10 protein-coding genes are annotated in these 9495 nt (G+C 53.3%); 5 read left to right on the top strand and 5 right to left on the bottom strand.

Going from position 1 to position 9495, the window contains the following annotated elements; genetic code table 11:
• The first annotated feature begins 277 nt into the window (after positions 1-277).
• From ABD982_RS11025 to ABD982_RS11355, 3 genes are all read left to right on the top strand, one after another.
• The gene (locus tag ABD982_RS11025; protein WP_345447575.1) at positions 278-553 is read left to right on the top strand and encodes a hypothetical protein; all 276 of its coding nucleotides are present in this window, start codon (positions 278-280) and stop codon (positions 551-553) included.
• 152 nt (positions 554-705) lie between these two features.
• The gene (locus tag ABD982_RS11020; RefSeq protein WP_345447572.1) at positions 706-1155 is read left to right on the top strand and encodes an ASCH domain-containing protein; all 450 of its coding nucleotides are present in this window, start codon (positions 706-708) and stop codon (positions 1153-1155) included.
• A gap of 77 nt (positions 1156-1232) precedes the next feature.
• The gene (locus ABD982_RS11355) at positions 1233-1619 is read left to right on the top strand and encodes an SdpI family protein (RefSeq protein ID WP_425570051.1); all 387 of its coding nucleotides are present in this window, start codon (positions 1233-1235) and stop codon (positions 1617-1619) included.
• A 165-nt stretch (positions 1620-1784) separates the two neighbouring features.
• On the opposite strand, the gene trxA is transcribed toward ABD982_RS11355, so the two are convergent.
• The 5 genes from trxA to ABD982_RS10995 all read right to left on the bottom strand — a co-directional run bounded on the left by trxA (position 1785) and on the right by ABD982_RS10995 (position 6898).
• Complete coding sequence (gene trxA, locus ABD982_RS11015) at positions 1785-2105, bottom strand: thioredoxin (RefSeq protein WP_251380516.1); 321 nt, start codon at positions 2103-2105, stop codon at positions 1785-1787.
• Between the two features lie 36 nt (positions 2106-2141).
• Entirely contained in the window at positions 2142-3170 is a 1029-nt protein-coding gene (gene trxB, locus ABD982_RS11010) for a thioredoxin-disulfide reductase (RefSeq protein WP_251380517.1), read from the bottom strand.
• Positions 3171-3426: 256 nt separating this feature from the next.
• A complete protein-coding gene (locus ABD982_RS11005; protein ID WP_345447568.1) occupies positions 3427-4638 on the bottom strand; it encodes a serine/threonine protein kinase in 1212 nt (403 codons plus the stop codon).
• A 73-nt stretch (positions 4639-4711) separates the two neighbouring features.
• Complete coding sequence (gene murJ / locus ABD982_RS11000) at positions 4712-6367, bottom strand: murein biosynthesis integral membrane protein MurJ (protein ID WP_251380519.1); 1656 nt, start codon at positions 6365-6367, stop codon at positions 4712-4714.
• 27 nt (positions 6368-6394) lie between these two features.
• The gene (locus ABD982_RS10995; RefSeq protein ID WP_251380520.1) at positions 6395-6898 is read right to left on the bottom strand and encodes an NUDIX hydrolase; all 504 of its coding nucleotides are present in this window, start codon (positions 6896-6898) and stop codon (positions 6395-6397) included.
• 92 nt (positions 6899-6990) lie between these two features.
• Here ABD982_RS10995 and ABD982_RS10990 point away from each other — a divergent pair, with 92 nt between their 5' ends.
• Positions 6991-8406, top strand: a complete 1416-nt coding sequence (locus ABD982_RS10990) for a CCA tRNA nucleotidyltransferase (protein ID WP_345447562.1) — start codon at positions 6991-6993, stop codon at positions 8404-8406.
• 107 nt (positions 8407-8513) lie between these two features.
• Complete coding sequence (locus ABD982_RS10985) at positions 8514-9494, top strand: ABC transporter ATP-binding protein (protein ID WP_345447559.1); 981 nt, start codon at positions 8514-8516, stop codon at positions 9492-9494.
• The last annotated feature ends 1 nt before the right edge of the window (position 9495 follow it).

Genomic DNA, 9495 nt, shown 5'->3' with positions numbered 1-9495 from the left:
GGAGCAACGGTTCTTCCGGTATGGCTTGAGGTTATTTGTAGTGATTTAATCCTCTTATTTTTGCCGCTGGTGGGGCCGTTGTCTAGTTGGTGGGGTGTGGGTGTGTTCCTACTTTTGAATAAGCCTCTTTATATGTTTTATCTATATCTACAAAATTATTGACACAGTTATTATCTCTATGGGGTGGTAATTAAAGGTTTTTACTTATTTTGTATTTTTAAAATATCTATTGCCTCACTTATTGCGAGTTGGTATAATTTCTAAAAGCGAGGTAAAAATGGAAACTCTTATTTTTCTGGCGATTATCCTACTGTCTCTCACCCCTTTATTTTTAGCCATCTTTTGGGTTCAGCGTAGAGCACTTAAGGGTAAGAAAATAAAGGGAGTAAAAAACAGGGTCGAGATTGCGGGTGAGGCTCTCGCTGCGCCCATTGCGCTCTACGGTTCTGCTGCGGCGGGTGCTGTTTCTCAGGTTGATATTCCAAACTTCGACTCTGGCCACACCGCCTCCCTTGAACATGATCCCGGCGAGCCCCCTATAGGTAATCACTGAATACATGTTTCACGTGAAACATCAGAAAATCTTGATGCTGCAAAGAGACATTGTGGGTGAAGCACTGGCCCTTGTTGGGCTTCTAACTATCTTATTAGTCCTCAAAACAAATTTATTTATTTGTTTACCATGAAGGATTGAGATGGAACTGCATGTGCAGAAGTACTGGAAGAGGTTTTTGGAAGACTCTAGTATGGCCATCAGATACAGGCTACTACGATATATTCGCTTTCGGTGCCAGTCCGCACCAGGCTGCTTACTTGCTGGGTTTGATTCTCGCTGGAGACAAGACTGCAACTTCCTCTGCTGTGCTCGAGTATGAAGCCACCGAAACCCCAATACCAGAGCCGGGTGCTTTATCCATCGTTCTCAACGAGTACGGCCAACCTAGCTGCGTCATTGAAACTCATACTGTGCACAGATTGCCCTTTAGTGAGATGGATTTTACTCTGTGCTCCAATGAGGGAGAAGATGAAAATCTCGCATCTTGGCAAAACAATCATTTGGATTTCTTTAAAGAAATAGCTCATGAGTTCGGGTTGGAATTTACTAAAGAGTCAGAAATAATATTTGAAGAATTTAGAGTTGTATATAGCTCTTAAAATGCGCCCCAATTTCAACGACTACTATTAGAAAAAATCAGAAATATCCAGAGAAAACCCAGTAAGGGAATTGATATATGAACCTCATTGATGCTCTACCCTTCATGGGTGGGTTGCTGATAGTTTCGTTGACCATGATGGGGCTGAGCTTGCCTATGAAAGCAGGTCAGCTTTCCAGGAATTCCCTGGTTGGAATCAAGACAAAGCACACCCTTTCTAGTGATCAAGCGTGGCAGAAGGGTCACACAGCGGCTGCGCCATTGGTCTTGAGGGCTGCTCGGGTCGGGTTTTTCGCCCTCTTCTGCGCAGTGATTCAATGCTTAGTTCAGCAATTCTCTATAGCTTTTGCACTGACTGGTCTAGGGTATGCCGTCACTATCTCCCTCCTCCTGTGGTCGACTAGGGTGGCTAATGTTGCTGCCCAGGAAGCTTCATCAGAAGAAGTGCTACCTGGGAAAGATTAAGGGAGTGCATCAGTGATATAGATGTTTCACGTGAAACACAGGTGGGGGAGGTCGTTTGCTGCCCCCTCTTTATCCAAGGTGCACTGCTTTATGAAGAAGCCCTACAGCCTCAAACAGCAAAAAGGCGCCCCAGCTAAGCTGGGGCGCCTTTTAGTGTTACAGATTCTACTTCAGGAACTCTGCAAACTCCTGTTCCAAAGCGGCCTTAGGCCTAGCGCCAACGGTCTGCTTAGCTACCTCGCCGTCCTTGAAAACGTAAATTGCCGGGATGGAAGTGATGCCATACTTCATGGCGGTTGCCGGGTTGTTCTCAACGTCCAGCTTGAGCACCTTGACCTTGTCACCGTATTCCTCGCCAATCTGATCAACGACGGGGCCAACCATGCGGCAGGGGCCGCACCACTCTGCCCAGAAATCAACGATAACCGGCTTATCAGAGCGTAGAACCTCATCTGAGAAGGTTGCATCTGTTACTTGCTGTGCCATAGGGCGATCCTTTCTAAAGGGAAACTGAGGAAAGATTTAGAGAGACTCTAGATAATGCTGCGCATCGATTGCTGCAACACAACCTGAACCGGCTGCGGTAATAGCCTGACGGTAAATGGGATCAATAACGTCTCCAGCAGCGAAGACCCCATCGATAGAGGTGCGTGAAGAACGGCCTTGGACTGCGATGGTTCCGGCATCACTTAGCTCCAGCTGGTCCTTGACCAGGTCGGTGCGGGGGTCAGAGCCAATAGCAACAAAGACACCTTCGACCTCGAGCTGGGTTTCGCTGCCGGTCTTGACGTTGGTCAGGGTAAGGCTGGAAACCTTGTCCTCACCGTTAATGGTTTTAACTTCGGAGTCCAGGATGATTTCAATTTTTTCGTGGGCCAGTGCACGCTTCTGCATGATGTCTGACGCGCGGAAAGTGTCGCGGCGGTGCACTAGGTAAACTTTGGAAGCAAAAGAAGTGAGGAAGAGTGCTTCTTCAAAAGCTGAGTCTCCACCGCCGATAACAGCCAATGCTTTTTCTTTAAAGAAGAAGCCATCACAGGTTGCACACCATGACACACCGTGGCCTGAGAGACGCTGCTCGCCGTCGACACCCAGCTTGCGGTATTCAGAGCCAGTAGACACAATGACCGTCTTAGCGAGGAACACTGAGCCATCGGTCAGTATGACCTTTTTTACCGGCCCCTCGAGCTCAACCGAGGCGACGTCCTCATAGCGGATATCGGCACCGAACCGTTCTGCCTGAGCCCCGATATTGGTCATGAGCTCAGGGCCCTGGATTCCCTCAATGAAGCCGGGAAAGTTCTCGACCTCGGTCGTAGTCATAAGATCGCCACCGGGTGAAATGGAAGAGGCGAAAAGAAGAGGGGAAAGGTTAGCGCGCGCTGTGTAAATAGCTGCTGTGTAACCGGCAGGGCCTGAACCTACAATGATGACGTTGTGTACAGTGCCGTCACCGTTGGGCTCTGATGCGGGTTCGCTGGCTGTGGTGGTGCCAAGGTTAAGGCTGCCTGCTGCGCCGCTAAAAATGCTGCCGAGTGCATTCTCGCTCATATGTTCTCCTGAGACGTTCACTTTTCTTCGTTGCTTTCTACTGCAACGGAGCTCTACCCCTCATTATTCCCTACACCGGGCACCTATATCAGTGAGCGGAAACTCTGCTACGGACTTAACACCTCGATATGCCCGCAAGGGGTAATAAAGATCGACCTTTATATATTTCTTTGGACAAACCGAGGGCGAGCTACCTGCAGGTAGCCCGCCCCCGGTGGGAGGTTCTTAGTTGCTATAAACAACTAGAAAGAGTTGATTACTTAATGGAAATTTCTGCAAGACGCAGACCGAAAGGATACCCTTGAACAATAGGTTGGGCTAACCTGGGTGCTTCGGTGAACTGAACAATGATGTACTTAGTGTCTCCGTCCTGAGCATCCGTATCTAGTTCAACAGTGGTTTCACCGGTAGCAGCAAAGGTGCCAGAGCCAATCTGCTGAGATCCCTCAATAGAAGCGTTGTCAGAAGCGAAAATATTGAAGGCACCGCCAGTGCCCGATACCTGATTAATAGTTAGCGAATTGACCGTGGTCTCATCGAGTAAGGGCGCGGAGAGGTAGAAGGAATCGGTGAGACCACCAAAGTTAGCTGAGCCAAAAGCGAGGGAAACCCAGGTGCTTGTATCATCGCCATCTGTAAGGTGCCCCAGCGTCGCGTCAGACTCGGCCATAAGGGCAGCCGACGAAGGTACCGTGCGGGTGAAATTACCGTCTAGGCGGGGAGTTGCAGGTTCCTTTTCTTTGGTAGCGGAAGGTGAGGGGGAGCCCGTTTGCTGAGGAATCTGTGAAGCTGAGGCCGATGTTTGGGAGCTTCCCAGCGCCTCCTGAGTTTCAGTTGGGTTCACCATATTGCCCAGCGAAGTGAAAACCGCACCGGCCCCAATCACCAAGACCAGTACCGCTGCGATACCCACAGCCCACATGCCACCGTTGCGTTCAGCTGGTTCATCACCTTCGTAATAACCGTCTTCTTCCGCATCGTATTCTTCATACTCTGCTTCATGCTCTGCTGCACGGGTAGCTGAGATAGACGTAGCGGCGGCTGTTGCCCCAGCCCCGGCAGCCGGAGATGTGTCGTCCTTGGCTACTACATATGTATTGGGGGCGCTCATAGTGCCGGTGTCGCCGAAGATTTCTTCACCAAATTCCTCCGCTTCACCCCCACCTTCGGTGAGAAGTGTACCAAGCAAGGTATCTGCGCGAGCGTGGGAAGTCACCAAGTAGGTCTGTGCCTCGATATTGCCCAGATCAAGGATCTGCACCGATGAACGAGAAAGGGAGGTGGACTGGCGTGCATTTGCCACCAACTGTGAGCTGTGCTCTGCAGAGGCCACAATGATGGATACCTTGCGGTTAAGAATCTGATCAACACCGTCAAGGATGGTGTCACCGTCTGCGGTTTCAAGTACGCGGGCGGTGACCTTATAACGGTCACCCAGCAGCGTATGCAAAGGGATCTGCTGTGCCAAAAGGTGCCTCCAGTGAGCGTTCGTGATGTCTGTTTACTGAGTTTACCCGGTGGGTAGCGGTTATTGATGTGTGCTACCGGCCAAGTTTTGCCAGGATTGGGGCAGTAAGCGATTCTAGTTCTCTCACCTTGAAAAGTAGCAGCATAGCGTAGTAGGCGATAGTCATGACGACTCCTCCCACTGCTACCGTGATGAAGGCAGAACCGCGTGAGCTCCAGGCAAACCCATCAAAACTGTAACCACCCATCAGGTAGAGAGCTGTGGCGCCCACCAGACCAGCAGCAGCTGAGGCGAAGGCAACGCGGGCATGAGTTGAGACGATATCAGCGATACCATAGTCGCCCAGACGCTTTACTAGGACGCGGTGGCTTAGGTAGACCGCCAGGATATTTTGCAGTGCGTAAGTCAGCGCCAACCCATAGATCGTGTGCTGTGGGGCTAGGCAGGAGGCCGCGAAGCCAAGAGCAACGATGACGATTGCTGAGATGAGCTGAATGTAGAAGGGGGTTTTGGCGTCCTCCTGCGAGTAAAAAACACGCCCCATCATAAACGCGATGGTGAGGAAAGGGCCGCCTAAAGCGATAACGGCGATGGTCTGACCGATGACGGCACCCGCTTGCTGCCCGCCGCCGCCAAAGATCATGCCAATAGGCCCCGCAAAAACAACGAGCGCTACGGCGCAAAAGACTGTGGCAATGGAGGCGGTGCGCAGACCGGCAGATAGCGCCGCGCCTACTGCTTGATGATCCTTTTCTTGAGATGAGGCAGACATGCGGTTGAAGAGAATCGTGGCGATTGACAGACCAATCACGCCGTGGGGCAGTGAATAGAGCATGGAGGAATAGTTGAGTGCCTGCACACCGGGAAGCTGGATACCCAAATCCATCAGTCTTTCGCGTGCGCCAACGATGTTTGCAGCTACCTTGGTGAGATACATGAACGCAAGGTTAGAGACCACGCCGGTGGCCAGCGTCCATACCGCCAGGTTAGCTGCTGATCCCAGGCCGATACCGCGCCAGCCAAACTTGGGGCGCAGGTTCAAACCCAGCTTGCGCAAGGGGATAAAGAGAATCAGGGCTTGTAAAGCCACGCCAAGTGTGGCGCTACCTGCCAACACGATGGTCTGGGCGCTGGTCCATGAGGTGAGGTTATGGAAGGGTGGGGTGGTGGTGACGTCCTGAGCACCAAATGAAGTAATGAAGATGATGAGCGCAGCGATAGCCACAATATTATTGACCACCGGTGCCCACATAAACCAGCCGAAGGCCCCGCGAGCATTGAGGACCTGACCGATGATGGTGTAGAGACCGTAGAAGAAAATCTGGGGGAAACACCAGACGGCGAAGACGAAACCGAAACGCTGTTGTTCCGGGCTCCATTCACTACCCATGATTGAAATGATGGGCATAGCGCAGATAACCACCACGGCCGTCACCGCGGCAATACCGCACACTGCCAGAGTTACCAGGCGCGAAATGAAATCAGAACCGCCGTCATCGTGCTTGGCTGCCTTAATAATCTGTGGCACCAACACAGCATTAAAAATGCCGCCTGCTACCAGCACATAAATAAGGTTGGGCAGGGTGTTAGCGGTTTCAAAAATGTCGCCCACGGTGGTAGTTGCACCGAGAGCGACGGTAATCAGGAAGGTCTTGACGAACCCCAGTACCCTCGATACGAGGGTGCCGGCTGCCATGATAGCGCTAGAAAAAGCACCGGATCGTGCCACACGAAATCCTTATCTACTCAATGCAGCTTAAGACAGCTGGTGGATGATGTACTCGCGGGCGATGTCAGCGATACGCCGTTCGTTGGGGAAGGAAAGTTTGCGCCCCACATCATCAATGTTGACCCAAGCGACGTCCACGGCTTCATGGTCAGGATCATTCTCGGTGGTGAGCTCACCGCCGGTGGCGGAGAACAAGAAATGGTGAACGGTTTTATGGACGCGGTGACCAGAAACATTGAACCAATAGTCAATGCTCCCTAGGGAGGTGATGACCTCCCCGGAGATACCAGTTTCCTCTTCAATCTCACGTGCTGCCGCTTGAACTCGGCTCTCTTCCCCCTCGGGATGGCCCTTGGGGAGGCACCATTCTAGGCGCCCACCGCGGTTGATGCGAGCAATGATTGCCACAGGTAAACCGGGCTCATCGAAGTTGACGATGACACCGCCCGCGGAGACCTCCTCAACCGTGGGCATAGCAGCAACGGGCGTGAACGCTCGTCTCTTAGGTGCCCGGGGAATAGGAAAAGTCATGTCTCTACCTTAACCGATATAAGAGGGGGATGTTCTAAAGAGGGAGGTGTGAGTGGTAACTTGTGCGGTTTGCTGGCACGATTGATAGGGTTATGGCGCATGTTTTTGATACTTCCTTAATTCACCCCGTTGCTCTAGAAGCTGGAGAGCTCTTTGCTGCTGCCGGGTTTGAGTTATCCCTGGTCGGAGGCCCGGTGCGAGATCTCTTCCTGGGGGAGACTGCCGTGGATCTTGATTTCACTACCAACGCCAGCCCTGACCAGACGCTGGCTATTGTGAGAGGATGGGCTGACGCTACCTGGGAAATCGGTAAAGAATACGGCACTATTGGCATCCGTAAAGGTAACGAGATGGTAGAAATTACTACCTACCGTGCTGAGAAGTATGACGCTAATTCCCGCAAACCCCAGGTCGCTTTCGGCACTGATCTGGTGGACGATCTCTTCCGACGAGACTTCACCATCAATTCCATGGCTCTGCGCCTACCGTCCTTAGAATTAGTGGATCCTTTTGGTGGTGAGGCTGACCTGCGCACCGGCATTATCCGCACGCCGGGCACACCCCAAGCGTCCTTCTCTGATGATCCCCTGCGCATGATGCGTGCCGCCCGCTTTGCCGCGCGCCTGGATATTGATCTGGCTCCCGAAGTTTTTGAAGCCATGGTCGATATGGCAGAGCGTATTGAAATTATTTCTGCCGAGCGTGTGCGGGACGAACTGGTAAAACTCATCTGCGCCCAGGCACCTCGCCGAGGCGTGGATCTTCTGGTTGAATCGGGTCTGGCCGCCTACGTCCTGCCCGAAATTCCGGCGCTAAAACTTGAAGCTGACGAACACTACCGCCATAAGGATGTCTACCAGCACTCCCTCACCGTAATGGAACAGGCAGCTGCCCAAGAGACCGGTGCGGATGGTGCCGTGCCAGCCCCCGACTTCGTGCTGCGCTTCGCCGCCCTAATGCACGATATTGGCAAGCCTGCCACGCGTAAGTTTGAGGACAACGGCTCGGTCAGCTTTCTGCACCACGACGTGGTGGGCGCCAAGCTCACCAAGAAACGTATGCGAGCGCTACGCTTTGATAATGACACCATCAAGGCAGTTGCCCGCTTGGTTGAGCTGCACATGCGCTTCTACGGCTACGGAGAAGCGGGGTGGAGCGACTCGGCTGTACGCCGCTACGTGCGGGACGCCGGTGATCTACTAGAGCGCCTGCACCGCCTGATCCGCGCAGATGTCACCACCCGCAATAAGCGCAAGGCGAATCGCATTGCCGCAGCTTACGGTGATTTGGAACGCCGTATCACTGAGCTAGCCGAACAAGAAGAGCTGGATGCCATGCGCCCTGACCTGGACGGCCAACAGATTATGGAAATTTTGACCCTGAAACCCGGCCCCATGGTGGGGCAGGCCTATAATTTTCTGCTGAACCTGCGCCTGGATGAAGGATCTCTGGGTGAGGAAGAAGCCACCCGACGACTCAAGAAATGGGCAGCTGAGCAAGGTCTCTAAGCCATTTTTGACAGTGTTGGCTTTGTAAGGTGTTCCTCCGCTCAAGGAGGGGCCACCTTGCGTAGGGTAGAGACAAGAGTAAACACAGACGAAGATCGGGAGCCCCCATGTTAGAGGTCCGTAACCTCATCAAGAAGTACGGTGATAAGACCGCCGTCAATGACATCACCTTCACGGTGCCCGATGGTAGGGTTACGGGTTTTCTAGGGCCTAACGGCGCAGGTAAATCCACCACCATGCGCATGCTGGTGGGGCTCGAAAAGCCGACGAACGGCACGGCTCTGGTTGACGGGCAGAAGTACCGGTCTCTGGTTAGTCCGCTGACCAGCGTCGGCGCGCTACTGGATGCTAAGGCCATGCACCCGGGCCGTAGTGGGCGTGCTCACCTGCGCTCGCTGGCTCTAACCCACGGTATCCCCACCCGCCGGGTGGATGAGGTCATTGAGCTCACCGGTCTGACCACCGCTGCCCGTAAGAAAGTCCGGGGCTTTTCTCTGGGCATGGGCCAGCGCATGGGTATTGCCGCATCTCTACTAGGTGACCCCCAGAACATTATTCTGGACGAGCCGGTGAACGGTCTTGACCCCGAGGGAGTCATCTGGGTGCGTAACCTCGCCCGGCACCTGGCATCCAAGGGCAAATGCGTGCTGATTTCTTCACACCTCATGAGCGAGATGTCCCAGACAGCCGATGACCTGATAGTCATTGGGCGCGGCCGCATTCTTGCGAACAGCTCCATGTCTGACTTTCTGGCGCTGGCAGATAATTCCCGATCTCTGGTCCGCACCGACCAGCGAGAAGTCTTTGCTGAAACCCTGACCGCCCGTAGCATCACCTTTGAACCGGTAGACACTGACGGGCTGCTGGTTCAGGCACCCTCCCGCGATATTGCCCGCCTGGGTGTGGACGCCGGGGTTCTACTGCACGAGCTAACCCCGCAGATTGCCACCCTAGAAGACGTCTATATGAACATGACCCGCAATGAGGTGGAATACCAGTCCGGCACCTTCACAACCCCCGCAGATTCCGGCGCTGCGGAAGCGGATGCTCCATCCCCCTGGGCAGGCAAAGAGGCAAAGGAACAATAAC

The organism is Rothia endophytica (genome assembly GCF_039543885.1).
GTDB classification, from domain to species: domain Bacteria; phylum Actinomycetota; class Actinomycetes; order Actinomycetales; family Micrococcaceae; genus Rothia; species Rothia endophytica.
The sequence above is the reverse complement of the archived record's forward strand: the minus strand, read 5'-3'. Positions and strand labels throughout refer to the sequence as shown.